The organism is Neolewinella litorea, assembly GCF_004803465.1.
Taxonomy (GTDB): domain Bacteria; phylum Bacteroidota; class Bacteroidia; order Chitinophagales; family Saprospiraceae; genus Neolewinella; species Neolewinella litorea.
Map to the genome: position 1 here is coordinate 65,359 of NZ_SRSF01000002.1, position 25,555 is coordinate 90,913.

General features: G+C 60.0%; 26 protein-coding genes and 1 tRNA gene. 14 read left to right on the top strand and 13 right to left on the bottom strand.

The features are described from left to right. Nucleotides 1-69: 69 nt before the first annotated feature. On the bottom strand, nt 70-981 hold the full coding sequence (locus E4021_RS05995; RefSeq protein WP_136457401.1) for an aldo/keto reductase: 912 nt from the start codon (nt 979-981) through the stop codon (nt 70-72). Between the two features lie 27 nt (nt 982-1,008). On the opposite strand from E4021_RS05995, the gene E4021_RS06000 reads away from it, so the two are divergent. Then, the gene (locus E4021_RS06000) at nt 1,009-1,386 is read left to right on the top strand and encodes a transmembrane 220 family protein (protein WP_136457403.1); all 378 of its coding nucleotides are present in this window, start codon (nt 1,009-1,011) and stop codon (nt 1,384-1,386) included. Here E4021_RS06000 and E4021_RS06005 read toward each other — a convergent pair. The 3 genes from E4021_RS06005 to E4021_RS06015 form a co-directional block, all read right to left on the bottom strand. Next, nucleotides 1,365-2,111, bottom strand: a complete 747-nt coding sequence (locus E4021_RS06005) for a LytTR family DNA-binding domain-containing protein (protein ID WP_136457405.1) — start codon at nt 2,109-2,111, stop codon at nt 1,365-1,367. The two genes, E4021_RS06000 and E4021_RS06005, sit on opposite strands and share 22 nt — an antisense overlap. Continuing rightward, a complete protein-coding gene (locus E4021_RS06010; RefSeq protein WP_136457407.1) occupies nt 2,105-2,692 on the bottom strand; it encodes a hypothetical protein in 588 nt (195 codons plus the stop codon). The genes E4021_RS06005 and E4021_RS06010 overlap by 7 nt, the downstream gene beginning before the upstream one ends. Before the next feature lie 88 nt (nt 2,693-2,780). After that, nucleotides 2,781-3,242 (bottom strand): DUF1573 domain-containing protein, encoded by a 462-nt coding sequence (locus tag E4021_RS06015; protein ID WP_136457409.1) that lies wholly within the window; start codon nt 3,240-3,242, stop codon nt 2,781-2,783. Nucleotides 3,243-3,438: 196 nt separating this feature from the next. On the opposite strand from E4021_RS06015, the gene E4021_RS06020 reads away from it, so the two are divergent. Beyond that, a tRNA-Ala gene (locus tag E4021_RS06020) sits at nt 3,439-3,512 on the top strand. A gap of 41 nt (nt 3,513-3,553) precedes the next feature. Here the strand turns inward: E4021_RS06020 and E4021_RS06025 are convergent. Beyond that, nucleotides 3,554-4,354, bottom strand: coding sequence for a class I SAM-dependent methyltransferase (locus tag E4021_RS06025; protein ID WP_136457411.1), 801 nt, complete (start codon nt 4,352-4,354; stop codon nt 3,554-3,556). Between the two features lie 145 nt (nt 4,355-4,499). Here E4021_RS06025 and E4021_RS06030 point away from each other — a divergent pair, with 145 nt between their 5' ends. From E4021_RS06030 to E4021_RS18545, 8 genes are all read left to right on the top strand, one after another. Then, nucleotides 4,500-5,570, top strand: a complete 1,071-nt coding sequence (locus E4021_RS06030) for a phosphotriesterase family protein (RefSeq protein WP_168797480.1) — start codon at nt 4,500-4,502, stop codon at nt 5,568-5,570. Nucleotides 5,571-5,635: 65 nt separating this feature from the next. Next, nucleotides 5,636-6,271, top strand: coding sequence for a peroxiredoxin (locus E4021_RS06035; protein WP_136457415.1), 636 nt, complete (start codon nt 5,636-5,638; stop codon nt 6,269-6,271). A 257-nt stretch (nt 6,272-6,528) separates the two neighbouring features. After that, entirely contained in the window at nt 6,529-8,931 is a 2,403-nt protein-coding gene (locus E4021_RS06040; protein WP_136457417.1) for a zinc-dependent metalloprotease, read from the top strand. Nucleotides 8,932-9,068: 137 nt separating this feature from the next. Continuing rightward, entirely contained in the window at nt 9,069-9,701 is a 633-nt protein-coding gene (gene ribA / locus E4021_RS06045) for a GTP cyclohydrolase II (protein WP_246050235.1), read from the top strand. Between the two features lie 133 nt (nt 9,702-9,834). Continuing rightward, nucleotides 9,835-10,659, top strand: coding sequence for a universal stress protein (locus E4021_RS06050; RefSeq protein WP_136457421.1), 825 nt, complete (start codon nt 9,835-9,837; stop codon nt 10,657-10,659). Further along, complete coding sequence (locus E4021_RS06055; RefSeq protein WP_136457423.1) at nt 10,656-11,075, top strand: hypothetical protein; 420 nt, start codon at nt 10,656-10,658, stop codon at nt 11,073-11,075. The genes E4021_RS06050 and E4021_RS06055 overlap by 4 nt, the downstream gene beginning before the upstream one ends. 343 nt (nt 11,076-11,418) lie before the next feature. Then, entirely contained in the window at nt 11,419-12,288 is an 870-nt protein-coding gene (locus E4021_RS06060) for a universal stress protein (protein ID WP_136457425.1), read from the top strand. Nucleotides 12,289-12,448: 160 nt separating this feature from the next. Next, nucleotides 12,449-12,616 carry a carboxymuconolactone decarboxylase family protein gene (locus E4021_RS18545; RefSeq protein ID WP_246050236.1) on the top strand — a complete coding sequence of 56 codons (168 nt, stop codon included), beginning with the start codon at nt 12,449-12,451 and terminating at the stop codon, nt 12,614-12,616. A gap of 29 nt (nt 12,617-12,645) precedes the next feature. Here E4021_RS18545 and E4021_RS06070 read toward each other — a convergent pair whose 3' ends face one another. Beyond that, the gene (locus E4021_RS06070) at nt 12,646-13,563 is read right to left on the bottom strand and encodes a universal stress protein (protein ID WP_136457427.1); all 918 of its coding nucleotides are present in this window, start codon (nt 13,561-13,563) and stop codon (nt 12,646-12,648) included. Between the two features lie 145 nt (nt 13,564-13,708). Between E4021_RS06070 and E4021_RS06075 the strand changes: the two genes are divergently transcribed. Next, entirely contained in the window at nt 13,709-14,626 is a 918-nt protein-coding gene (locus E4021_RS06075; RefSeq protein WP_168797482.1) for a universal stress protein, read from the top strand. A gap of 21 nt (nt 14,627-14,647) precedes the next feature. Here the strand turns inward: E4021_RS06075 and E4021_RS06080 are convergent, their stop codons facing one another. The 3 genes from E4021_RS06080 to E4021_RS06090 all read right to left on the bottom strand — a co-directional run bounded on the left by E4021_RS06080 (nt 14,648) and on the right by E4021_RS06090 (nt 17,268). Next, nucleotides 14,648-15,697, bottom strand: a complete 1,050-nt coding sequence (locus tag E4021_RS06080) for a response regulator (RefSeq protein WP_136457431.1) — start codon at nt 15,695-15,697, stop codon at nt 14,648-14,650. A gap of 6 nt (nt 15,698-15,703) precedes the next feature. Then, nucleotides 15,704-16,882 carry a PAS domain-containing sensor histidine kinase gene (locus E4021_RS06085; RefSeq protein WP_136457433.1) on the bottom strand — a complete coding sequence of 393 codons (1,179 nt, stop codon included), beginning with the start codon at nt 16,880-16,882 and terminating at the stop codon, nt 15,704-15,706. A 128-nt stretch (nt 16,883-17,010) separates the two neighbouring features. Beyond that, entirely contained in the window at nt 17,011-17,268 is a 258-nt protein-coding gene (locus tag E4021_RS06090; protein ID WP_136457435.1) for a hypothetical protein, read from the bottom strand. 287 nt (nt 17,269-17,555) lie between these two features. Between E4021_RS06090 and E4021_RS06095 the strand changes: the two genes are divergently transcribed. After that, nucleotides 17,556-18,614 carry an App1 family protein gene (locus tag E4021_RS06095; RefSeq protein WP_136457437.1) on the top strand — a complete coding sequence of 353 codons (1,059 nt, stop codon included), beginning with the start codon at nt 17,556-17,558 and terminating at the stop codon, nt 18,612-18,614. On the opposite strand, the gene E4021_RS06100 is transcribed toward E4021_RS06095, so the two are convergent. From E4021_RS06100 to E4021_RS06110, 3 genes are all read right to left on the bottom strand, one after another. Continuing rightward, complete coding sequence (locus E4021_RS06100) at nt 18,608-20,980, bottom strand: alpha-ketoacid dehydrogenase subunit alpha/beta (protein WP_246050237.1); 2,373 nt, start codon at nt 20,978-20,980, stop codon at nt 18,608-18,610. The two genes, E4021_RS06095 and E4021_RS06100, sit on opposite strands and share 7 nt — an antisense overlap. A 109-nt stretch (nt 20,981-21,089) precedes the next feature. Further along, nucleotides 21,090-21,896: a UDP-2,3-diacylglucosamine diphosphatase gene (locus E4021_RS06105; RefSeq protein WP_136457439.1), complete on the bottom strand. Its 807-nt coding sequence runs from the start codon at nt 21,894-21,896 to the stop codon at nt 21,090-21,092. Nucleotides 21,897-21,953: 57 nt separating this feature from the next. Continuing rightward, the gene (locus tag E4021_RS06110) at nt 21,954-22,820 is read right to left on the bottom strand and encodes a sigma-70 family RNA polymerase sigma factor (RefSeq protein WP_136457441.1); all 867 of its coding nucleotides are present in this window, start codon (nt 22,818-22,820) and stop codon (nt 21,954-21,956) included. Between the two features lie 213 nt (nt 22,821-23,033). Here E4021_RS06110 and E4021_RS06115 point away from each other — a divergent pair, with 213 nt between their 5' ends. Both E4021_RS06115 and E4021_RS06120 read left to right on the top strand, forming a co-directional pair. Further along, the gene (locus tag E4021_RS06115; protein WP_136457443.1) at nt 23,034-23,456 is read left to right on the top strand and encodes a DUF983 domain-containing protein; all 423 of its coding nucleotides are present in this window, start codon (nt 23,034-23,036) and stop codon (nt 23,454-23,456) included. Between the two features lie 2 nt (nt 23,457-23,458). Further along, nucleotides 23,459-23,857 carry a translation initiation factor gene (locus tag E4021_RS06120; RefSeq protein ID WP_136457445.1) on the top strand — a complete coding sequence of 133 codons (399 nt, stop codon included), beginning with the start codon at nt 23,459-23,461 and terminating at the stop codon, nt 23,855-23,857. A 2-nt stretch (nt 23,858-23,859) separates the two neighbouring features. Here E4021_RS06120 and E4021_RS06125 read toward each other — a convergent pair whose 3' ends face one another. Beyond that, on the bottom strand, nt 23,860-25,524 hold the full coding sequence (locus E4021_RS06125) for a glutamine--tRNA ligase/YqeY domain fusion protein (protein WP_136457447.1): 1,665 nt from the start codon (nt 25,522-25,524) through the stop codon (nt 23,860-23,862). Nucleotides 25,525-25,555 lie beyond the last annotated feature (31 nt).

The following is a 25,555-nucleotide window of genomic DNA, read 5'->3' on the forward strand; positions in this document are numbered from 1 at the left end:
GGCTCCAGGCCCGATTATGGCCGGTAGCGGGTATGATGGCTCGGGCTGAAAGCCCTCGACCGTTTGTTCCTACGCCACTTCGTGGCCTCGGCCGGCTTCCAGTATCTCGTACCACTCCTGCCGCTCCAGGTCGATGCTGAGGGCTTTCAGCGAGCGGGTGATCCGATTCTTTTTGGTGGTGCCGATGACGGGTACGGGTCGCGTGGGGTGCTTACGGCACCAGGCCAGCAGGATGACGTCTTCCTCCACTCCGTACTTTTCGCCGATCTCCCGCACCTTTTCGCGCAGGCGGAGCAGTTTGGTGCCCTCTCCCTTAAAGTATTCCGTGCCGCCCAGCGGGCTCCACACCATGGGGCGCAGACTGTGCGACTGGCACTGGTCGTAGGTACCGTCGAAGAGTGGCTCGGTGTGCAGGGGGTGGCATTCCACCTGGTTGGTGACCAGGTGGGTATGGGCGTTCAGTAGAGAAAACTGGCTGGGCGTGAAGTTGCTCACACCGAAATGGAGCACCTTGCCGGACTGCCGCAGGGAATCGAAGGCCGCGGCGATCTCCTCGGGCTCCATCAGGGGATCCGGGCGGTGGATGAGCAGCAGGTCCAGGTAGTCGGTCCGCAATTTTTCCAGACTGCGTTCCGCCGAGGCGATGATGTGCTTTTTGCTGCTGTTGTAGTGTGGTAGCCGGTTCTTGGGTCGGTTGCCGGTGACCAACTGGATGCCGCATTTGGTGACCAGCTGGATCTGTCCCCGCACGCTGCTGCTGTGCTGCTTAAGGGCGGTGCCGAACGCTTCCTCGGTGGTATAATGGCCGTAGATGTCGGCATGATCAAAGGTAGTGATGCCGAGATCGACGCAATGCCCGATCAGGTCGGCCATCGTGACAGCATCGTAATCGCTGCCCCAGACCCCCCAGGTCATGGTGCCGGCGACGATCTCGGATAACTGGGGTCCCTCGGGACTTAATTTTCGTTGGGCTGCGTTCATGGTGTAATTTTACGCTAACGTACTGATATGAAATATTTCCATCTCTTAGTCGCCGTACTTTTCCTTTTGTTCGCCTATTGGCAGCTTAATGATCCGGACTGGCCATTATGGGTGCTCATGTACGGCTCCGTAGCCGTAATCGCCGGCTGGAGCGCCGTGGCGCAGCCGCCTCGGCTGCTGATCTTTGTTGCGTTGACCGCCTCGGCCCTATGGATGGGTAGCCTGATCCCGGACCTAATTGAATGGATTAATGACGGTATGCCCACCATAGCCGGGCAGATGAAGGCCGAATCGCCATACATCGAGCTTACGCGCGAGTTCTTCGGCTTGCTGATCTGTACCCTCGCGCTGATTGGTTACGTCGTCGTATCCAGAGACCGCGTTCAGCCGATCGCCGGAAAGTAGTCGGGGCTGACGGGCACCTGCTGCTCCGTCGATACCAGACGCAAGCGCAGACCCTGAGCATCTGCCGATACCCCTACGATGCAGTTCTTGTTGACCACGTAATCCCGGTGGCACCGCACGATGCCTTCCCGGCGGTAGCGATCGGCCAGTGATTGCAGGGAATGGATTACTTCTTCGCTTACTCCGTTGCGATAATGCACGGTATTGGTTTCGGTCGAAGCCTTCTCTCCGAATACCACTTGCCCGGCGGCCGGGCTCCCACCCAGACTCGCCAGCTGGACGCGACCGGCTACCCGCTGGTGCTCGCCCTCCGCCCGCAGCTGGACGGCTACGCCGCTCACTATGATCGGCAGCAGGCCCACCAGTACCGTAGGGACTGTGATGTAGAGCAGCACCCTGACGTTCAGGACCGTCCACCCTACCGTGGCATTATATAGAATAAAGCAGGCCACCGATACCAGCAGCAGCAACGTGGCCTGATCCAGCGTCCAGCGGAACATCGTCCATTTTCGACCTGTGCGCCGCACCCCCAGGCGCTCCGTCAGGTAATGGTAGGCCAGGGCTACCACCAGCGTGGTCAGACCGTAAGCCAGGGCCAATAAGGGAGAAAAGAGAAAGAGCAGGGCCAAGAATACGAACAGCGCCGTGCGGGCGTGGCCGATCATCACGCCTCGGCCGAAGGGGCGCTCGGGAAAGGGCCGCCGGAAGGGATTACGGCTCAGCATGGTTGGTTGGAGAACAGGGCGTAGACTTCCAGCCCGCGGCGGTACAACTGCTCTACCTCCTCCGGTGGAAGCAACACTCCCTTTTTGTACACCAGCAGATAGTAGCCAATACCCTCCACCGACCACCCCTTGTGCAGGGTAAAGTAATTCAAGACATCCTCGGTGAAGTGATGGCGGATGTAGCCTTCATCCTCCCCGGTGAGGCGGTACTGCCGACTGAACTTCGGAAACCGAACAAAGTCGATGTCGTCCCAGCCGAAGAGCTGGCCCATCTTGTGCAACAGGGATTCGGGCTGCAGGCACAGTTCCGGTAAGACCAGCCGCTGACTGTGCAGAAAAAAAACGGTTTGGTGGACGGACTGCTTGGCACCGAATTCCCGGTAGCTGAAGTCGAAGAGATAGGCATCGTACTCGTGAAGCCCCTGCTGCTCGCGCAGTACGTTGGCGATGGTCCGGTCGCGACCGCGTGAGGTGAGCCGAAAGTCTTCGAGCCAGCGCTGCAGTCCGTATTCGTCACCCTTGCTGAAGGTGAAGCCTAACCGGTCGGCCAACTGCCAAAGACGCTCTGCGCGGTACTCCATACCCAAAGATAAAAAATGCCCGTATCCAGCGGGGGATACGGGCATTTTCGGGAAGAACGGTCGGGCCGCGGAGGACCAGGTTGTCTGCCTAGTTGCCGTTGTTAAACATTCCGGCACCGCCGGCGGGGACGGCTTCGGGCTGGGCGGGCTTATCGAGTACCTCTCCCATGATGGTGAGTACGATGGGCTCTTCGCTCAGGTTGGTCGTGAGGGTTACGCGCTTGCGAAACTTGCCAAGGCGATCGGTAGCGTAGCGCACCTTGATCTCTCCGGATTCACCGGGAGCCACGGGAGCCTTGCTGTAGCTGGGCACCGTACATCCGCAAGAACCCACGGCATTGGTGATGATGAGCGGCTGGGTGCCGGTATTCGTGAAGGTGAAGGTCCGGTAGGGATCAGCGTTCTGCTGGATGGTGCCGTAGTCGATCTCGGTCTGCTCAAAGGTCATACCGGCGGTGGCGGCGGCGGTCTGCTCGGTCGCGGGTGCCTGGGCCTGCAGACTGACGGATAGACCGCCGAGCAGAAGGAGAAGGGAGAAAATGCGCTGCATATCAGATTGTTTTTCTTCGGGTGTAAAGGTACGGTGGGCACGCTTAGTATGCCACTATCCGGTCTTACAACGTCGGGGGAGTACAAAAGATGATACGGTCACCGCCGTTTCCGTGTTAAGGGCCTGCAAAAACTTCTACCAATTGTTTTGAAATGTAAAAGCAGGGCGCTTATCTTTGCCACCGCTTAACCGCTATGGGGGATTAGCTCAGCTGGCTAGAGCGCTTGCATGGCATGCAAGAGGTCACCGGTTCGACTCCGGTATTCTCCACTACAACGCCTCCGACAGTCCGCTGTCGGGGGCGTTCGTGTTTATTCCCGAACCATATCCAGAGCGTAGGTCAGCGGAATTTTACCTTCGAGCCCCCGCAGCTGCCAGCGCTGCGCCCCCACCTGAACCGTATCCGGAAAGCAGTCGTAGGGTGAAAAGTCGTACTCCCTGAAGGCCCGTAATCTGAGCCCCTGGTCAAGGAGCGCCGTGATCACTTTACTGACCGGGTGGTCCCAGCTGACGTTTTTGCCCTTCACCCCCTCACTGCCGTCGGTATAGCTGCCCTCGGCCTCTTCCACAATAGGCACCCCGCCGAAGTAGGAATACTCCAGCCCCGTGCGCTCCTCGTTCCACAGCCAGGCCAGCGGGTGAAATTCCACGAACACGAACCGACCGCCCGGGCGCAGGTAGCGCGCGACTACCGCCGCCCACCGGTCCATGTCGGGCAACCACCCTATAGTACCGTAGCTGGTAAAGACGTAGTCGAAACGTCCCGCTTCATCGAGGTGGTCCGGCAGGCTGTATAGATCGCAGTTGATGAACCGCGCCGTCAGTCCGGCGCGCGTTGCCAGATCACGAGCTGCTTCGATGGCCCGGTCGCTGAGGTCCACGCCCGTAACATCCGCGCCTCGGCGGGCCAGCGATAGGCTGTCCTGGCCGAAGTGGCATTGGAGGTGCAACAGCCTCTGGCCAGTGAGGTCATCGGGGAGCATTCCGGCTTCAATTTCCCGCAGGCTGTCCTGGCCGGCCAGCCAACCGGCTACGTCGTAAAACTTGCTTCCCAGGTGGGCCGGCGTACGGTCATTCCAGTGGGCCCGGTTGATGTCGAGGTAGTCGTCCATACTACAAGTTTACAAAGCGGGCGCCGGAGCGCGGGTGCCAGGCCGGCGGCAATGCAATAGTATGTGGCTTTCTACCGGGAATGGCCGCGGTCTTCCCTTGTTGTTTCGTCGTACATTAAGGTGCCGAAAAAAGCTTTTCCTTCCTATGCTGACCATAGTTCCCCGCCGCGCTTTTCTACAAACGGTTACCACTTTATTGGCCGGGACCTGCCTGCCCGCCCAATCGCTATTGGCGGGCACGCGGGAAGCGGCGGAGGGTACGATCATGACGGTTGGTGGGCCGATCGCGCCGCAAGACCTTGGCTTTTGTCTGCCCCACGAACACGTACTGTCGCGCTTCGGAGCGCCACCAGAGGAGCCGGCCGATTTTGATTCCGAGACCGTACAGCGCGAGGTGGTGCCTTATCTCGAATACCTGCGGGAACTGGGCATCGGCGCGGTGGCCGACTGCACCGCCTACTCCTTCGGGCGGGCGCCGGAATTGCTGCGCCAGCTGTCCGATGCATCCGGCCTTCACCTGATCACGAACACCGGCTACTACGGAGCGGCGGATGATCGCTACGTGCCCGCGGAAGCCTACCAACTGGAGGCCGGGGAGATCGCCAGTCGCTGGATCGCGGAGTTCAACGCCGGCATCGGCGGCACCGGCATTCGCCCGGGCTTCGTCAAAACGGCCGTGGATGCGGGCCCCCTCTCCCCCATCGACGCCAAACTGGTACGCGCTGCTGCCCTGACGCACCGGGCAACCGGACTCAGCCTGGCCATCCACACCGGAGATAACCCCGGAGCCGCCCGGCAGCAGCTTGACATCCTGGCCGAAGAGGGCGTTTCACCGGAGGCCTGGACGTGGACGCACGCGCAGAACGTCTCTGACCCCGCCCCCCTGATCGACGCCGCCGGCCGGGGTGCCTGGATTAGCCTGGATGGTGTGAATACCCCTTATTTCCAGGACGGGCGCCGGCAGGGAGGTGACACCCTCGACCGCCACTTCCGTCACCTTATGGCGCTGCGGGGGGCGGGCCTACTTGACCGGGTATTGCTCAGTCACGACGGCAGCACTTACCCACCTGACCTTACTGCACGACGCCCCATGGACATCATCCCGAATACCTTTTTGCCCATGCTGCGCGCGGGCGGCCTGAGCGAGGCGGAGATCGAGCAGCTTACCGTGGGCAACCCCACCCGCTACTTTACCGTGCAGCTGCGCCTGCAGTAACGATCAGGCTCCTCAACCTGGCGGCGGCTGTCGTGTTACCATTTTCTATACCAAAATTACCCACCATGCCATTACGATTAGGAGACACCGCCCCCAACTTCGATGCCCAGACCACCGAAGGAGACATCAATTTTTACGATTGGGCCGGCGACCACTGGGTCGTGCTCTATAGCCACCCGAGCGATTATACGCCCGTCTGCACCACCGAACTGGGGCGCACCGCATCTTTGAAGGAAGACTTCGAGCAGCGCCACGCCAAGGTCATCGCCCTGAGCGTCGACGACCTGGAAAGCCACAAAGGCTGGGTGAAGGACATCGAAGACACGCAGAACGTGAAGATGAACTTCCCCATCATCGCCGACCACGACCGCAAAGTGGCCGAGGCCTACGACATGATCCACCCCCAGGCCGATGATAAGGCTACCGTGCGATCCGTATTCATCATTGACCCCAAGCGCAAGGTGCGCCTCACGCTGACCTACCCGCCCTCCACCGGCCGAAACTTTCAGGAAATCCTGCGCGTACTCGACAGCCTGCAACTCACGGACAACTACAGCGTGGCCACGCCAGTCGACTGGAAAGACGGCGACGACGTAGTAGTCAGCCCCAGCATCGCTACCGAAGATATCCCCGACAAATTCCCGAAAGGACACAAGGAGATACGTCCGTACCTGCGTACCACTCCGCAACCCAATCGTTAAGAAGGTAGGTAGTGCTTTAGTCTGTTAGGGCTTTAGTTTATTAGTGCTTTAGTCTGTTAGGGCTTTAGTTTATTAGTGCTTTAGTCCGTTAGGGATTAAGTCTGTTAGGGCTTTAGCATGTTCTTTTTGAACTCCCGACTACCGCTCTGCTGTGCTAATCAACTAAAGGACTAACGCACTAAAAGACCAACGCACTAAAGGACTAACCAACTAAAAGACTAACCAACTAAAAGACTATTTCCCCCAACCAAATCCGTATGAACCAAATCACCCTGCTTTTAACCCTATTCCTTTGCACCTGCGCACCCGCCCTGAATACCCTGCGTGCACAGGACAATGAGGACAGCGAAAAAACTGAGAAAAAAGACAAGAACGCCTACAAGGACCTGATCAAGGATGCCACCGTACAGGAAGGGCTGTTTGACGTTATTTCCAAAGACGGTAAGACCTATTTTCAGCTGCCTACCGAATTACTCGACGAGGAGATTCTGGTCGTGAGCCGTATTAGCGGGCACGTGAAGGGACTCAACTTCGGCGGTGCCGGTATGAAGAGCCGCCCGCAGCAGGTGGTCCGCTGGCAAAAACACGGTGAGAAAGTGCTGCTGCGCAGCGTGAGCTACAACAGCGTGGCCAGCGAGGAACTGCCGGTATACCAGTCGGTGAAGAACAACAACTTCGAGCCCATCGTGGCGGCCTTCGACATCAAGGCGTACGGTCCCGACAGCGCCTCCGTGGTAGCCGACGTGACCCCCTTCTTCACCAACGACGAGCCCATGATCGGCGCCCTCGACGACGACGAGCGCAAGCGCTTCGGCATCAAGGGGCTGGACAAGGACCGCAGCCTGATCATGAACGTGAAGGCTTTCCCCAGCAACGTAGAGGTGCGCCACGTACTCACCTACAAGGGCGACGACCTGCCCGACAACAAGGTGACCGGCACCCTTTCCGTAGAGATGAACCAAAGCTTCATCCTGCTGCCCGCCGACCCCATGAAGCCCCGCAAGTACGACCCCCGGGTAGGCTACTTCAGCATCGAGCAGACCAATTACGGACTGGACGCCCAGCGCGCCGAGAAGCAACGCTTCATCACCCGCTGGCGCCTCGAACCCGTAGATATGGAAGCCTGGGAACGCGGTGAACTCGTGGACGTGAAGAAACCGATCGTGTACTATATCGACCCGGCCACCCCCGCCGAGTGGGCCCCCTACATCAAGCAAGGCGTCGACGACTGGCAGAAAGCTTTCGAAGCCATCGGTCTGAAAAATGCCATCATGGCCAAGGACGCGCCCACCAAGGCGGAAGACCCCGACTGGAGCCCGGAAGACGTTCGCTACAGCGTGATCCGCTACGTGACCACCGAGATCCAGAATGCCCAGGGCCCCCACGTTCACGACCCCCGCACGGGTGAGATCCTGGAGAGCGACATCATCTGGTACCACAACGTAATGAACCTGCTGCGTAACTGGTACCTGATCCAGACCGCCGCAGTGAACCCCGACGCGCGCAGCCCCAAATTCGACCAGGAAGTGATGGGCAAGCTCATCCGGTTTGTGTCCGCCCACGAGGTAGGGCACACGCTAGGTCTGCCACACAACATGGGAAGTAGCCCCGCCTACTCAGTGGAGCAACTGCGTACGCCCGGCTTCGTGCAGGAGAACGGCGTGTCGCCGAGTATCATGGACTACGCCCGCTTCAACTACGTAGCGCAGCCCGAAGACGAAGGCGTGGGCCTGCACCCCAAGATCGGTCCCTATGATTACTACGCCATCCGCTACGGCTACCTGCCCATCCCCGAGGGCAATGAGGAGCAGGTGCTTAACGAAATGATCAAGGAAAAGGCCGACGACCCGATCTACCGCTACGGCCGCCAAACCCGCAACGGCTACGACGCCAGCGCCCAGACGGAAGACATCGGTGACGACGCCGTGCTGGCCTCCACTCTCGGTATCGCCAACCTGAAGCGCATCGTACCGCAACTCCAGGGCTGGATGGCCGAGGACGGCAAGTACTTCGACAACCTGGAAGAGGTGTACGACAACGTGATCGGACAGCTCCGGCGCTACACGGGCCACGTGGCCAACAACGTGGGCAGCGTATATGAATGGCAGCGCAGCAGCGACGAGAACAAGATCGTCTACGAGACCGTGCCCCGCGAAAAGCAGGAGGCCGCCGTGCAGTTCATCAACGAGCAGATCTTTAAAACCCCCATGTGGTTGGTCAATGAAGACATCCTTCAGCGCATCTCCGCTACCGGGGTATCCGAGAAGATCGCCTCCCTACAGGAATACGCCATCCGTACCCTGTTCAACGAGGAGCGCCTCAACCGCCTGGTGGAGGAGAGGGCCCGCAATACCCAAACGTACGGGGTGATGGACCTGATGGAAGATACCCGCAGCGGCGTCTTCACCGCGGAAAACACGAACAGCAGCTACGGCCGCAACCTGCAGGCCGCCTACGTGAAATCAGTGACCGAACTGCTGAAAAACGAAGAGGTAGCCGCCGACGTAAAGGCCGCCGCCCGGGCGAATCTGACTCAGATCCGTAGCCAGCTCTCAAGCGGTAACCGTAGTGGCGACGCCCTTGTGCAGGGCCACCGCGACGAGCTGTCGCAGAACATCCAGGTAGCCCTGACCGGCCTCGAAGCCATGACCGGCAAGTAGCCGCCTCACGCACGTCCGTTTACCGGCCGCCCGCCTCCGACCTTCGGAGGCGGGCGGCCGAGTTTACGGGCGACGCTAAAATGCAACCCCCCGACCTTAGAAGCGTTACCCTTGCACGAATAACCCCGATGCCCCCCATGCCCCAGCAAGGCGACCCCATCCTACTGCCCCCCGCTGATCTTACCGACGCTACCCGTCGCGCCGAAGCCCTGATCCCCACCCCCTACGGCGATTTCCGCATGATCGCCTACGCGGGGGAAGCCGAGGATTATACTCCCCACCTGGCGCTTGTCCACCCGGACATGGACCCCAAAGGCGAGGTCATCGTTCGCCTGCATTCCGAGTGCATCACCGGCGACCTGTTCGGATCCAAGCGGTGCGATTGCGGCGAGCAACTCGACCGCGCCCTGCGCATGGTCTCCGCCGGCAAGGGCGTGGTGATTTACCTTCGGCAGGAGGGCCGCGGTATTGGCATCATCAACAAATTGAAGGCCTACCAGCTACAGGATCAGGGCCTCGACACCATCCAGGCCAACCTCCACCTCGGACTGGAGATCGACGCGCGTCATTACGGCGTGGCCCAGGGCATCTTGCAAGACCTCGGCATTAACCGCATCCAGCTGCTCACCAACAACCCCCTCAAGGTGGATTCCTTCGGCGACGGCCCCATCGAGGTGGTCCGCCGGCTGCCCATCATCGTTTCGCCCGGAGAGGCCAATCGCAGCTACCTGCGCACCAAGCAACTCGACATGGGCCACTGGCTTAAGTAGTGCCTAGCTTTCCCGGTAACGGGGGCGGCGGCGCGCGGGTGCCGGGCAATTCCGTACAGCCCATTGCGTCAGATCAATCCTGGCATTGACCTGAGTCATCGCCGGGGGGAATTCCGCAGCCCACTTTTGTGGCATGCGACACATCCTAGTACCCACCGACTTCAGCGCTTCCGCCGACAATGCGGTCGCCTACGCCCGCCTGCTGGCGTCCGAATTTTCGGCCCGCATCGCGCTGGCCCACGTACACCCGATCCCCCAGGACCCGCTGCGCATCGGCGAGTGGAAGAAAGAATCCTACGAAGAGCAGGAGGCAATCCTTGAGCAGCACGCCGGGTGGCTGCGGTCGACCGGTCTGGACGTTGATGTGATCCTGCAATTTGGCAATGCCGTGAGCCGGTTGAAACGCATCGTCCACCGTGAGGCGATCGACCTGATCGTGATGGGGTGCCAGGGCGAGCATTACCTGTCCGCCAAGTTCTTCGGCAGTACCACCACGGCCCTGATGGATGAGGTAAATACCCCCATCCTGGCCGTTCCCGTGGGGTTCGCGCCATCCTTTCCGCGCAACCCGATGTGGGCCACCGACCGCCGGCCCGTCCGCAGCACCAAAACGCTGGAGCCACTCTACCAACTCGTGGACCGGGCCACCACCGAATTGCGGGTCTTCCACTACCAGGAAGCCGGAGAGAATGCCCTGCCGGACGATCGTTTCAAAGAACTGCTGGCCGAGGTGCGCCACGACTACTTCGTCCAACTGGCCGACGGCGACACCGTGGAAGGAGCCATCCGGAAATTCGTCCGCATGACGGGCGTCGACCTCATAACGGTATTGCACCGACAGTCCTCCTGGCTCAGCCGCCTGATCACCGGTTCTTACACCCGGAGTATCGTATGGCGTACTCCGGTTCCCGTCCTCATCTTGCAGGAAGTTCACAGTTTTTCAAGCGTCTCCAAATGATGATTTCCCTTCGACTGTTCCTGATGGCCCTCCTGTGGCCGGCCGGCACCCTTTTTACGAGCTGCAGTGCCAACCGTTATCTCGATACCGATGAATTGGAGCGACAGCTCCTCATCGTTTGGATCGCTACCGAGACCGACGACCCCGCCACCGCGCTGACCGCAACTTCCGCCGCCTCTCGCCAGTGGTCCGCGCTCCGGACGACATATGCCGGGGAGGGCGTGACCCGCGCGGAGGAGGACATGCTGCGATTGACCGACCTCTGGATGGCAGGCCTGCGCAATGCGGTGCGGGACGCCCCCCCACACCGGACCCTCATGCACCTGGAGCAACTTCAGGACCGGATCACCGGCCTGCGGCCACGCTACGGGACAGACCACCCCGTGGATTTGCTTTACGCCTTCTACAGACAGTGATTGTGGGTAAGTGAAGTCAGTAACGATCGGCTCCTGTGCCTGCTGGAATGGGGAGAATACGAAACAGCCTACCGCACGGCGCGAAAAAGCTGGGATCGCTTTCAATCTCTCCCTTCCTTTTACGCAGAAGAGATTCTCCGCGGACAAGTAAATCGAAGCACCGAAGCTGCCTTTGCCGCCCTTCGCCTGACACAGTCCCTGAATGATTTCGAACGGCTGCTGGATGGGGCGAACCAGGGTCCGATGGCGGCTGCCGCAGCTACCGTTCACGCCCGGTACTTCGGCTTTCTCAAGGTAGCGGCGGACTATCCCCCAGCGGTCGGGGCCCGATAAATCCCGGAATATGAAACGCATTATTGTCCCCGTCGATTTTTCCCCCACCTCCGCCGCGGCCACCCGCTTCGGTACGCATCTGGCGGAAACCATGAAAATGGACCTCACCGTCCTACATGTCTACGATACCCGGCTGAGTACTTCCCAGACCATCTCGACCCGGGCCAAGGCTCGCGAGCAAGAACGGATGGAAGATCAACTGGACAAATTCACGCGGCGGAACGTAGAGCCGGTACTGGCCACCTTCCAAGGAAGGCTGGACGTTTTGCCAGCCGTAAAATCCATGGCCCTGGAGGGGCGTGCAGCCCGCAAGATCCTGCGAATTTCCAAAGCAGCGGACGTTGGGTTGATCGTGATGGGGGGCGTAGGCGCCGGTGCCGGCCTACACCCCCCCGGCGCGTTCGGAAGCGTGGCCAGCCGGGTGGCCCTGCGGGGTGGGTGCCCCGTCATCCTGATCCCCAAAGACTACGGAGCCCCCCCCGTGGAGCGTCTGGCCCTTGCCTTCAATTCGGTGAATGACGTGCGGTATATGCGGGGCTTTACCCAAAAAATCGTTCGTGCGCTTCACCCGGAGGTCAGGTTCGTGCACGTCAACGCAGGATCCAAGGCGGGTACGCCTGAACAGCAGGAGGAATTCCGTAAGCTGGCTGATGAACCCGGTTTCCCGAGCCGTACCTACCAGTTGGATTTCCTGGGACCTGGCCCGGTGGTCAAACAGTTGCTGACGTACACCGAGGAGGAAGAAATAGACCTGCTAATCCTGGGCGGGGAGCGCCGCGGCTTTCTGGAGCGACTACTCATTCCGGCGCACCTGCGCCCCCTCGTGCATCGCTGCACGGTACCCGTTCTTATCATCCCTTTTCAGTCGTATGCCCTATGAAATATTACGTTTCCCGACACCAGGAACTCAGTGCCGACATGAGGCAGCTGGCACGCGACATCCCGGACAGCATGCAAGCCTTTGGCCATTTGCACCGTGGCAGTCTGCAGGATGTGCTTTATCCAGGAAAATAAAGGAAATAAAGGCTTTGGCCATCGCCGTGACCGTCCGCTGTGATGGTTGCATCGCATTCCACCTGCACGACGCCATTGCGGCGGGTGCGGACCGCGACGAAATCACTGAAGCCATCGGCGTGGCCGTGCTGATGGGGGGAGGCCCCTCCGTGGTGTACGGCTGTGAAGCCCTGAAGGCGCTCGGGCAATTGTGAAATCCTAGCCTGCGGTGCGGATTCACTAGCTAACCCCGGGAGAACTGGTGTCCGGTCCGGGCACTGGACTCAATATTGGGCGCGGATGACTTGCCCACCCCAGCGGTAAGGATCAGCAGGGGCAGCCGTGCGCGCAATACAGCCTCCCGGGTAGCGCTCTTGTGTAACAGCCGCTGGAACCAGGGGCGATCGGGACGATGCATGACCACAAGGCCGCAGCGCTGCTCGAATGCGTAGGCGAATATCGCACCGATGGTATCACCCGCTATTCGCTCCGAGAAACGTGCCCGAAAATCATCCTCCGGACGGTCGAATACCTCCTGCAATACCCTAAGATCGAAGTCCGTAACCTCACCCTCCCGCGTACGGACGTGCAGAAAGTGCACGTTGGAGCGGCTCACCCCAAGGGCCTTCAGCACAGTCCGCGCCTGAAATATGCCCGCGCTGTGCAGATCGGTGGCGAAACAGATGGAATCAAACGGTTTGAACTTCACCTTATCGGGAATGACCAGGACCGGACAGGGTGGCCGGCTCGCCACTGCGGAAGCATTGGTCCCCCACCAGTCGTCCACGGCCCACTGCCTTCCGGCTGTACCCATGATAATAAGTTGATTTCCTTCCCGCTCGACGTGCTGCCGCAGACAAAAACGCAGTTCCCCCACCCGGACGAAGGTGCGTACCCCCGGCATTCTGGCTACGGATCCCGCAGCGCCGGAGATGCCCCGTTGCGAGAATTCCACCAGTTCGGTACGTGCTTCTTTTTGGAGGGAAGCCGTGAGGTTGTCTACAAAAGTTCCATAGTTGGGATTAGACGGCGTTGGTGGAATGACGTACAGCAAATCGATGCTAGCGTCGAGTTTTTCCGCCAGGTGCAAGGCGTAGTGATAGGCACCGTAGGCAAGGGGTGAAAAATCCGTGGGTACCAGAATGGATGAGATCTTTTCCATGGGAAGCAGAGGCTGTTGTGTGCTACAAAATTCACCCCCGCCCTACACGACCGCGGTGATACAAATCACTGTCGCCGATGATGTCGGACATACCCCGCGGTTGCGGCTCACCGGAACTTTGAGACTCATCAATTCCCTACCTCCCATGCCTGCCAGCATCCTGATCCCCGTAGACTATACCGTGGCATCACACAACGCCTACCGATTCGGACTTCACCTCGCCGAGGAAATGGGCCTGAACGTAGTTTTGGCGCATTACTATAGCGGATCGATCGATCCCCGGATTCCCCTGCAGTTCACCGGCGACGGAACCATCCAGGGTAGCCACCTGGAACACCTCCGCCAGTTTGCTTATTCCACCTGCGCTTATGCCTCTCCGCCGCTGGTAGAACTCCCTTGCAGCGTGGAAGTCGCTTACGAGGCCGACGTGAGTTTCAGTCCTTCTGCGGCCATCATCAAACGGGCGCACCGGTCAGACATCATTCTGGTGGTCATGGCGTCCCGCAGCTCGCCGCCCCTGCTTGGAAAATGGCTCGGCAGCACGTCCACGACCGTCAGCGAAGCCTGCACCCGACCCGTTTTTCTGGTACCGGAGGCGGCCAGTTTCCAGCCGTTCCGTGAGATCGTGGTGGCCAACAATTACAATACCGCCGATCCTTATCCCCTGTGGCAACTGGAGGGATTGGCCGATCTTTTCAAAGCCAAGGTGCACTTCACCCACGTGGATACCGCCAAGGGGATGGGCGCACCGCGCTTTCTGCCGTGGAAGTTGATGGAAGAACTGTTGGACCGCACCCCGGCGGCCAATTACCCCTTCGAAGCAGTAACGGTACGGGATAAGGATATTGCACGCGGCCTGATCGATTACGCCGACCAGGTAGCCGCGAACCTGATCGTCATCGTGAACCAAACACGCAGCCGTTGGCAAGCCCTCCTGCGCGCTACCCTGACCCAGGACCTGGCACTGCGTTCCCACCTTCCGGTGCTGGTGCTGCATACGGCCACTATCAGCCTGGCGCGCCAGGTCGTGGCCCAGGAATTCGCCGATGGGGAAGCCGGATAGGGCAAGCCAACGGACCATACCTCAAAGCAGCAGGTTGCGTAGTACCTCGGGTTTCAATATCCTGATTAGGCGACCGTCGGTTTCCACCAGGCTGTCCTGTTTGAAATCCGACAGGGCCCGGGTCACGCTCTCCTTCGTGGAGCCGACCATCTGCGCCAGTTCTTCCCGGGAGAGTGAAATGGTTTCCTGGTTGGGCCGGTCGTGCAGATCGCAGAGCACGAGCGCCGTGCGGCGGCGAACGCTGTCGTAAGCCTGGTGCACCAGCTGCTCCTGGTTCTGCATTACCCGGCCCGCAAGCAGGTGGATGATGGCTGAAGCAACCGATCGCTCCGTATTGAGCAGGGCCATCAACTGATCCGTGGGCAACAGCTGACAACCGGCCGGCTCGGCCGCCGCCCGGGCCGTATAATGATAGGGCGTTCGCTCCAGGACGCAGGATACCCCGAAGATGTCGCCCGGACCCAGTTCCGCCAGGATATAGTCGCGCCCGTATTCGTGGGTCCGGCGGAGATGGATCCGACCCTTGTCGATTCGATACAGAAAACGAGGGTGTTCGCCCTCGCGCACTACCACGGCACCTGCCTCAATGGTGGTCCGCCGCCCCGAAGCGGCGAAAGCTTCTTCCAGCCGTGCCATGCCCCGTTCGGCACCCGCCAATTGCGCCGGGGCCACCGCATCCTTTCCGCGGAGGGCTGCCTTGCGGAGGCGGGTCTGGATCACCCGGAGGAGTTCATCCTTATAGAACGGTTTGGTGATGTAATCATCGGCGCCCAGGTTCATGCCGTGCCGGACGTCTTCCGCCTCCGTACGCGCGGTGATGAAAACGAACGGAATGGCGGCGGTCCGCTCGTTGTCCGAAAGCAGGTTCAGCACCCCAAACCCATCCAATTCCGGCATCATCACGTCGCAAAGGATCAGGTCCGGCAGTTCCTCGATGGCGAGTTTGGCCCCTGCCAGTCCGTTGGGGGCCGTGGAAGTCCGGTAGCCGTACAGCTCGAGAATCTCGGCCAGGTTCTCCCGGACCGCGGCGTTGTCCTCGATGATCAGAATGGTGGTGTTGGGTTTTTCCATCGGTGGTCAGTTATCCGTATTCGGCAGCCGTATACTAAAAGTGGTCCCCTCCCCCTCCCGGCTGGTATAGTTGAGACTGCCGCCCAGCAATTCAACGTACTGGGCCACGATATTCAGTCCCAGTCCGGTGCCCTTGATGTTCTCGACGTTGCGGGCGCGGAAAAAGCGGTCGAAGAGGTGCACCTGATCCTCCAGGGGAATTCCGATACCGTGATCCTCTACCTCCAGCAGCAGTTCACCCTCGAGGAGCGAGGCACGTACATACAGGGGTGAATCGGGCGGTGAGTACTTGGCGGCGTTGGACAAGAGGTTGATTAAGATGCGGCGCAGCAACTTGGGATCCGTCGTGATTAGGGTATCCCCGTCCAGTCCGGTCACTTCTATCACCTGCCCTGGCTTCAGCTGCCCCTCGCTGGCTTCTATGGCGGTGGACAGCACCGAGTCCAGGTGCACCTTGCGTACCTCCGGCCGGATGACTCCCTGTTCCAGCTGGCTCAGGGAGAGGAAATCGTTGAGGATCTCCGTAAGCTGGCCTACTGCCTCCTTGATGCGGTTCAGGTGCCCTTGTCGTTTGGGTTGTTGCCCGGTGTCAGTGTACAGTTCGATCAGTTCGGCGGAGCTGAGCACAGTACTCAGCGGGGTCTTGAACTCGTGGCTGGCCAGGGTGAGGAACCGGCTTTTCAGCTCATTGAGTTCCCGTTCCTTGCCCAGGGCCCGTTGGAGCTCGGCCTCCCGCGCCCGCAGCGCGGCGGTGCGCTCGATCACCTTGCTTTCCAGGCTCCTGTTGAGATCGTCCACCCGCTTCTTGGCCAGGTGGAACTCGCTCAGATCGTGGAGGATTCCCGTGTAGACGGTACCCTCCGCCAGGGTGACCTCACTGACGGCCAAGCGGAGGGGGAATTCACGCCCGTCCTTGCAGCGACCCGTCACTTCGCGACCGATGCCGATGATGTGGGGAACGCGCGTGCGCTGGTAACGCTCCAGGTATTCGTCGTGGTGGGTGCGGTCGTGGGAAGACATCAGCATATTGACCTTCTGTCCCCGGAGTTCTTCCGCAGTATATCCGAATAGTTCACAGGCGGCCCGGTTCACGTTCTCCATTATGCCACGGTCGTTCATCGTGATGATACCGTCGGTGGCCATTTCAAAAAGGGCCTTGAGTCGCCGTCCATCATCCTGGCTCATATAATTTCATTTACTCCCCGCCGGTACCCCGGGCAATTTCGGGGGAAACGGCGATTACGGGAAGCCTCCTGCACCGGCCGCCGGTGGTCCACAATTAAATAAGCAGACCGCCCGACCGCCGGCCCGAATCACGCTACTTTATCGCCCTCGACGGCATTGGCGGAGGAAAGCTCCACCACCTTTCCGGAGGAGGTTACCTGGCGTATCGGGATAACCTTCCGGGGTGCAGGTGTACGAAAGCGAATGCCCAAGATAGCGCTGAGGAAGATGGGAAGCGAAAGCAAGGCGAAGGAGGTCCAGCCACTAAACAGCGCGATAAGGACAATGGCCATCATAAGGTAAAAGCGGTATACGATCTGGTCGACCGTGATAGCGTAAAAGCGCATGACAGGTGAGTTTGTTGCCCCACAAAGTTGCCGGTGGGCGGCCTGTGGGAGATTGATCCGTATCATCGACCACATTGATATATCTTACCCGGGGAAGTGCCTCGCTCGTATCCGCTTTGGCCCCGCCCTCCCGTTATCCAGCTGGCGCCGGCGCGCGGGTCCAGTGTGATAACCACGAATGCTGGCCAGGTCGGCACCCGCCCCAGCACCTGCGCACCGCCGCCCAGTGAACAAAGGCTCCTAGCAAAACTTCGTACACCGGAACAGAAACCAAAAACCAAGCCAGTATGCCGCTGACCGCCCTAGCCTATGGTATTCACCGCGAATGGGACAACCTTGTGGACCGCCTCAAGTGGGGACAGGACAAACCCGTGGATGTGGCCAACTACATCGGATTCGCCCGGCCCGACTACCTCTACCTCACCGGGCGGGTGCTGCGCGACCGGGGCATCAGCCGCAACGAACGCGACCACCTGTGGCATAATCTGGTCAATAACTTCAAGCGGTTCAACAGCCGGGAGATCGACCATGCGGAGGTGGAGATCACCTGGGGCGAGCACACCTTCAAGCGGGTAACCGACAGCGAGGGATACTTCCAGGTCGAGCACCACTGCAAACCGGAGGAAGCCCCCCACTCCGGGGACCAGCTCTGGCAGGAGGCCACCATACGCGTGGTGAGCACCCCCCTGGACGGAGTCGTAAACCACGTATCGCATTCCGACGTGGTGATGCCCCAGGAAGCCGAGTTCGGCATTATCAGTGACATCGACGATACCATCTTGCAAACCGATGTGACCAGCCGGTTCAAGTTGAAGACCATGATGCATACCCTGCTCAAGAACGCCGGCAACCGCCGGGCATTCGAGGGGGTGTCCGACTTTTATGAGGCACTGCAGGGCGGGCCGGACGCCAAGGGGTTCAATCCCTTTTTCTACGTTTCAAACAGCCCCTGGAACCTCTACGATCTCCTGCTCGATTTCCTTCACCTGAACCACCTGCCCCGCGGCCCCATCCTGCTGCGGGATTTCGGATTGCCCGCAGAAGACACGGTCCAGTCCTTTAAAACCCACAAGGCGGATATGGTGGACAAGATCCTGACCACCTACCCCGACCTACCCTTTATCATGCTCGGAGACAGCGGGGAGGCCGACACGGACATCTACCTCGAAGCCGCGCGCAACAATCCCGAGCGCATCCTGTGCATTTACATTCGCGACGTGCAGCACGAAGAACGCGCTCGCCGGATCGAAGACCTGATAGAAGACATCAGTACAATCAACGTACGGCTGGTCGGCTCCTACGAGGAAGCGGCCGCTCACGCCCGTACCATGGGTTGGATTCAGTAGGCGACGAGCTCCACAGCGGCTTCGACGATATCCATCGTCTGCGGTTTGCTGGCGTAGTTTCCATCGTCGGCGTAGGCGGGGCGGTGTACGGCAGCCGTTAGCGTCCGCACCGGGGCGTCGAGCAGGCGGAACGCGTCCTGTCCCTCGATGATCTCCCGTTCGATGTATGCCGTAGTTCCTCCGGGCATGTCTTCATCAACGATGAGCAGTCGGTTGGTATGGGCCAGGTAGCCGGTGATGCGGTGCTCCAGGTCGAAAGGAAGCAGGGTCTGTACGTCAACCACTTCTACCCCGATGCCGCGCTCAGCCAGAATACCGGCCGCTTCAACGCAGTGCCGGACACAAGCCCCGTAGGTAACAATGGTCAGATCGTCGCCCCGGGTAAGTCTTTCGGGGACACCGAGCGGCACCCGGAATTCCAGGAGATTACTCGGCTCGGGTTCCCGCAGCCGGTAACCATTGAGCACCTCGATCACGAGGGCAGGATCGTCACCGTCCAGAAGGGTATTGTAGAGGCCTACGGCCTGTACCATATTGCGGGGAACGCAAAGGTGCATACCGCGCAGGCTACCGATGAGCGGTGCCAGATACGAGCCGCTGTGCCAGATGCCTTCCAGGCGATGCCCGCGGGTGCGGACAATGAGCGGGCAGGCCTGCATACCGTTGGTACGCCAGCGCAGGGTGGCTACATCGTCGGTCAGGATCGGCAGTCCGTAGTACATGTAGTCCAGGTACTGGATCTCGGCAATGGGGCGCAGGCCGCGCATGGCCATTCCCATGGCCTGACCGAGTATGGTCCATTCCCGGATACCGGTATCGAAGACCCGGTGCTTACCGAATCGTTCCTGTAGTCCGGCAAAGCCCTGGTTCACGTCGCCGATCTCGCCAACATCCTCTCCGAAGGCGAAGAGTTCCGGCCGTTCTTCGAATTTGGCGGTAAAGTAGTGTTGCAGGATCTCGTAGCCGGGCAGTTGCTTCCCGCCCTCCTCGTAAGTGGCCGGGGTGCCTCCGATACGCAGGGGCGACTGCGGGGTATTGCTGAGGAGGTTCGCCCCTTTCGCCTCACGGAGCTCGTAAGTCGCATCCCGGAGCCAGTCGCTCAGTCCGCGGGGCAGGCCGGTTTCACCCATCTGGAAGCGGAGGCGACGCACGGCGTCGATGAGTTCCGAAAGAAGGGGAAAATTCATTCCCTGTACCTGCTTGGCGAAGGCCTGGAGGGCAGGGCCGCGCAGTGCTTCGGTGGGGAGCTGCTGGAGTAGTTCGTCCCGGCGTTCCTTGCGGGGTCCGGTGAGGTTCTCCCAGGCACGCTTGCGTGCGGCGGCTACTTCTTTCTTGGCGCGACGGTCCAGTTCGTCGAGGTCGGCCACTTCAGCTACTCCAGTTGCCAGGAGGTAATGGCGGAACTGCGAGAGGCAGTCCCAGGTTTTTTCCCACTGCAGGCGCTCTTCGGATTTGTAGCGCTCGTGACTTCCGCTGGTACTGTGACCGTTGGGCTGGGTAAGCTCCTGTACGTGGATGAGTGCCGCGCGGTGGTTGGTGCGCACGCGTCGGGCCACTTTCGGATACAGTTCCACCAGGGCCGGATAATCCCAGCCCTTGACGGTGTAGATGTCGATACCGTTGCTGTCGCCTTCCTGCTGCAGTCCGGCCAGGGCCTCACTGATGCTGCCCTTGGTGGTTTGCAGTTCCACGGGTACACTGATGCCGAATCCGTCGTCGACCACCGTGCAAACCATCGGGACGCCGGTCACTCCGGCGGCGTTCATGGTTTCCCAGAATACGCCCTCACTGGTGGAGGCATCGCCAATCTCGGTCCAGGAAATCTCGTTGCCGTCCTTGGAATGCAGTTCTCCGGGCAGCTCGCTGTCCATGCGGTACACCTTGGAGGCAAAAGCGAGTCCGAAGCCGCGCGCCATTTGACCGGCCGTAGGGCTGGTGGCGCTGCTGAGGTTGAAGCTTTGGGTATTGTCAAGCCAGTTGCCGTCTTCGTCGATGGTCTGGTTGGCGTAGTGCCCTCCCATCTGCCGGCCGCTGCTGAAGGGGTCGTGTTGGTCGTCGGAGTAGAGCTGGGCAAGCAACTGCTCCGGGGTGGTCATGCCGAGGGTGAGCAGCAGGGTGTGGCCGCGGTAGTAGTCGGCCCGCCAGTCGCCTTTTTCAATGGCCCGGGCCATGGCTACCTGGTAAAGTTCTTTGCCGTCGTCGCTCACCCCGAATTTGGCCCGACCGGTCAGGACGTCCTTTCTGATGATGTTGCTGAGTTCTCGGCTCACGCGACAGACGTAGTAGTCATTCAGCGCGCGCTCAAAGTCCGATTCCGGCAGTTTCCGGAAGTCCGCGGTGGTTAGCTCGGGATCTTTCAGGGGCAAAACATTGAGGTTTTATTTCGCGGTGGTCAGCCGCTGGATTTGGTCAGGGTAACATGTCAAAACGAGGTCGGGACGCGGATGCCCCGAGCATTGCGAAGGTAACAGAAAATTACGATTCCCGGTTGATCGCCAGGTTGGCGGCTCCGCCGCGGTAAAGGGGTACCGCCACTGTATCGTCCCACCGCAGCAGACTGGCTTCACCGTTCTCCAGACGCAGGTAAGTGCAGTAGTTAAGCCACTCGCCGAGGTTGATGTAGCGGCTGTTTCCGTTCGAAAGTCGGTAGTCGATGGGCAGGTGCCGGTGGCCGAAGATGCAATAGTCGATGCTCGGGTCCTGCGCCACGCGGCGCTCGCTGTAGGCCACGAGCCATTCCCGGTCCGGGCCATTGAACTCGGCTTCGGAGGGTTGCCCTTCCCGACTTTTGTGACTGAAGAAGAGCGCCAGGCGCATGGCCAGGTTGGGGTGCAGGCGGGCGTAAAGCCATTTGGCCCAGGGTGCATCCATCACTTTCTTCATTCGCTTGTAGCCGTAGTCGCCGGGTCCCAAACCGTCACCGTGGCCGATCAGCAGTTTCCTGCCCTGCAGCTCATGTACTACGGGTTGGTAGTGAAGGGTGACTCCAGTCTCCCGTGGCAGGTAATCCTGCATCCACAGGTCGTGGTTACCGGTGAAGACGTGAATCGGTGTACCCCCGTCGGTGATCTCGGCCAGTTTGCCGAGGAAACGCACATGGCCGCGGGGTACGGCGTGGCGCCATTCGAACCAGAAATCGAATAGGTCGCCGACCAGGTAAATCGCGTCGGCTCCCTCGCTCACGCAGTGGTCGAGCCAGCGCACCACCTCGCGCTCTCTTTCCCGACTGCTGGTGCGGGCGTCGGTCCCCAGGTGAAAGTCGGAGGCGAAGAAAATCGGCATGGCCGAAAGATAGAAAGAAGGCGGCGGTACGGACCTGGGGGATCGCGCACGGAGGATCTACCCGAGGTAACTGCGCAGCAGGTTTTTGTTGCGGCTGCGGCGCAGCCGGCGGATGGCGCGTTCCTTGATCTGCCGGACGCGTTCCCGCGTGAGGTCGAAGCGGTCGCCAATCTCTTCCAGGTTGAGTTGCTCCTCGCCGTCAAGTCCGAAGTAAGCGGCCAGTACGGCCCGCTCGCGGGGGGCCAGCAGGTTCAGGTTGGCGATGATCTCCTTGCTGAGGGATTCGCCCATCACCTTGAGGTCCGGGTTGGAATCTTCGTCATTGGGCAGGGTATCCAGCATGGTGATGTCGCTGTCGTCGCCGGCCACCGGGGCGTCGAACGAGAGGTGTCGCATGCGCCCGCGTAGGGCGCGGTCCACGTCGGCCACGGAGATCTTCAGTACCTCTGCCAGTTCCTCCGGCTCGGGTTCGCGCTCGAACTCCTGCTGAAAGCTGGCGATGGCCTCCGTGATCTTGGTATAGCCGGCGGCTTTGTTGTTGGGCATCCTGACCAGTCGGCTGTACTCCACGATGGCCTGCATGATGCTTTGGCGGATCCACCATACGGCGTAGGAAATGAACTTAAAGCCCCGTGTCTCATCGAATCGTTTGGCGGCCTTGATCAGGCCCACGTTGCCCTCGTTAATGAGGTCGGACAGGCTGAGGCCCTGATTCTGATATTGCTTGGCCACCGATACCACGAAACGCAAATTAGCCTTGGTGAGGCGCTCCAACGCGGCCTGGTCTCCTTCCCGAATGCGGGCGGCCAGATGGGCTTCGTCCTCCGGGGTCAACAGATCGATCTTGCCGATGTCGGTCAGGTACTTTTCCAGGGCGATACTTTCGCGGCTGGTAATTTTATTACTGATCTTTAATTGACGCATTCGGGATTACCTTTTCAAATCATGGGCGTTTCGTGCTCGAAATCCAGTCCTAATATAGAAAACTTTACCTGAGCCTTTCCCATTTATACTCTTCAACCCACCGAAAGTTACTTTCGATTCCCATTTCTTCGACGAACCACCAAAAACGGCGGTCCTGCTTACCTTAAGCGTCTGCCAATCGGAATTTTCCGGCGTCGATAACCCCTCCCCCCGATGGCCAGCAAACTGTACAGTATCTTTTCCCTGAAATGCCCCACCTGTCATCGGGGTGATCTCTTTCCCACCCCCAGTTTCTCGTTTCGCCAACCCTTCGCCCAGTATACCCACTGCCCGGCCTGCGGCCAGCGATACTTTCCCGAGCCCGGCTTTTATTACGGGGCCATGTTCATATCCTACATCGGATCGGGCTTTTTCTGCCTGGGTGTCGTCATGCTGCTCCACTGGGTATTCGGCTGGTCGATGATCGCCTCTTTCGCGGCCCTGGTGGCGATTGTCGCGGTGCTATTCGTCTGGTGGTTCCGGGTGGCGCGGTCGGCCTACCTCAACCTGGTTTACGGCTTTAAACCCGACGTAGCCGCCGCCGTAGACTCGGGCCAACTCAACGTGACCCCTCCCACCACCGTTAAATCCACCTGACCATGGCCAGAAAGAACTACGCGCCCAAGAAGGAATCCGCCACCGACAACCCCTTTGCCGCCTTGTCCGCCCTCGGCAACCTGCCGGCAGGACCCTCGGACGCTTCGGCCGGGAACGAACCGGAGGATCAGGCGGGCGCGGACGCGGGTGCCACGTACCAGGACCCCCTGCGCGTGCTCATCGATCGCAAGCAGCGGCGGGGCAAGACGGCCACCATCATTACCGGTTATGCGGGCTCGGATGCCGGGCTGCAGGAGCTGAGCAAACGGCTCAAATCGACCTGCGGCGTAGGCGGCTCGGCCAAGAACGGTGAGATCATCATTCAGGGCGACCAGCGCGACCGGGTGGTGGAGTACCTGCTGGCCAACGGCTACCCGAATACCAAAAAATCCGGGGGCTGACCCTACCCTTTCCAGCTCGACTTCAGGCCGACGGTGAGGTTCACCACCGGCTTGCCCTCCCGACTGTCGGGATCAACCGTGAAGTAGCCCTTGCGAAGAAATTGAAAGCTTTCCCCCACCTTGCCTTCAGCCAGGGCTGGCTCCCCTTTGGCCGTGATGACCTGCAGGCTGTTCGGATTGAGGAAGTCCATGAAATCCCGGTCTTCGTGATCCATGGGCGTGGGGTCGGTGAACAGGGGTTCGTACATCCTCACTTCAATATCCACGGCGGTAGGTGCATTGACCCAGTGTAGCGTTCCCTTGGCTTTGACGCCACTGGTGTCTTCCCCCGAGCGAGAATCCGGATAGTATGTGCAGTTGATCTGGGTGACGTTGCCGTCGGCGTCCTCCTCGTGGCCTTCGCAGTGGATGATATAGGCGCTCTTCAGGCGTACGTCCTTCTCGGGGGCGAGCCGGAAATATTTGCGGTTCTGGGGCTCCTTGCGGTAATCCTCGCGCTCCACGTAAATCTCCCGGCTGAAGGGCAGTTCGCGGGTACCCCTTTCTTCATTCTCCGGGTTGTTTTCCGTTTCCAGCATTTCGGTTTGCCCCTCGGGATAGTTGGTGATGACCAGCCTGACCGGATCGAGGACCGCCATGTAGCGGTCGGCGTCGCGGTTCAGCACTTCCCTGACCTTGTACTCCAGCAGGTCGAGCGTTTGCTGGCTATCGCGACGCGTAACCCCCGTATCCATGCAGAAGTTGCGGATGGCCTCTGCCGGGTATCCCTTGCGCCGCAGTCCAGCCAACGTACTCATGCGGGCGTCGTCCCATCCAGTGACGATGCCTTCGTCCACGAGCAGTTTCAACCGTCGCTTCGAGGTAATGAAATAATCCACGTTCATGCGGGCAAATTCGATCTGCCGGCTGGGGAAGATCTCCAGGGCCTCGATGAGCCAGTTGTACAGGTCACGGTGGTGGCGAAATTCCAGGCTGCACAACGAATGCGTAATCTCCTCCAGGGAGTCGCTCTGGCCGTGCGCGAAGTCGTAGAGGGGGTAGATGCACCAGTTTTCGCCCGTGCGGTGGTGGGCTTCGTGTTTGATCCGGTACAGGACCGGGTCGCGCAGGAGGAGGTTGGGGTGCGCCATATCGATCTTGGCCCGCAGTACCTTGCTGCCATCCGGGAACTCTCCGGCGCGCATCCGCTCGAATAGGTCGCGGTTCTCCGCCGGGCTGCGGTCGCGGTGGGGACTGTTGGTGCCGGGCACGCCGATGTCTCCTTTTTGAGACTCGATTTCCGCGGCGGACGATTCATCCACGTAGGCGAGGCCCTTATCGATAAGTCGCAGGGCAAACTGGTACAGATGGTCGAAGTAATCGGAGGCGTACCGCGTATCACCCTCCCATTCGTAGCCGAGCCAGCGGATGTCGCTCTGGATATTGTCAACGTACAGCGTTTCCTCCGTACTGGGGTTGGTATCGTCCATGCGGAGGTTGGTCTTGCCGCCGAATTTCTTGGCCGTCTCGAAGTTGATGACGATGGCCTTAGCGTGCCCGATATGGAGGTAGCCGTTTGGTTCCGGCGGGAAGCGGGTGTGGATACGTCCGCCGTGCTTACCGTTGGCGAGGTCTTCCAGGATGATCTCCTCGATAAAATTGTCGGCTTTCTTTTCCGCGGTTGACATTCAGATATACTTTGGGGGGTAACGTTGCTAG